We start from the raw sequence: 828 nt of genomic DNA on the forward strand, positions 1-828 counted from the left end.
CAACGGGTACATGCTGATAACGTAAACAGTCTTCTAAATGGCTTTGCTCTGCATGTAAGCTGGCCGCTTTTAAGTTTTCAGTACCCAAATCGATACCAGTGACATCAGCGCCGCGACGTGCCATCGATTCGGCTAATATGCCGCCCCCGCAGCCAACATCCAATACTTTTTTACCACTCAGACCCATCTCAGCTGTTTTCTTTGCGTCATGACTTTGATTACCGTCTTGATTGCTATTTTGATAGCCACTTTTGACGTTTTCTTCTATCCAGTTAAGACGTAGCGGATTGATATGGTGCAAAGTTGCAAATGCACCCGTACTATCCCACCATTCATTAGCAAGTTTATTAAACTTATCGACTTCGCTTGGATCGACATTGGTAGACGCGTTCCTCTGTGTATGCGTGGCTTCTACTTCGGTCATATCCGTATTATCTGGGATGTCGTTTGTCATCGTATCTGACTGAAGATCGTTAGATGAAGGGGGAATGGCTGAGCTCATGAGGTTTCCTTTAGTGTCATTACTTATCTATTATGCATTACTTATCTGTTGTGCGTTATTACGCGCTGTCATGGGCTTTATGGTAGCATGAGCGCGCGCATTTTGCGTAAGGACATCGTGACCGATTATGAGGGGTATTGTTAACTTATGCCAAGTGAAATATGTCTCTCAATCATGGATTGACAGGTCAAAAACAACTGTTTAATTTGTTTATAGGTAAGGTTGCATAAATAATGTCTAACAGCTTTACAACGGTAGATTAAGAATCCGGTTCACAAACAGCCCTATTTTACGTTATGATAAGCAGCTTGCGCCTCGCGCTTTCT

General features: G+C 42.9%; 1 protein-coding gene. It reads right to left on the reverse strand.

Features of this window, described 5'->3' with window-relative positions; genetic code table 11:
• On the reverse strand, positions 1-424 hold a 424-nt coding region (gene ubiG / locus ACS8FD_RS18805; protein ID WP_439276970.1), incomplete at its 3' end, for a bifunctional 2-polyprenyl-6-hydroxyphenol methylase/3-demethylubiquinol 3-O-methyltransferase UbiG.
• Positions 425-828: the final 404 nt, after the last annotated feature.

It is taken from the genome of Psychrobacter sp. 1U2 (assembly GCF_051847575.1).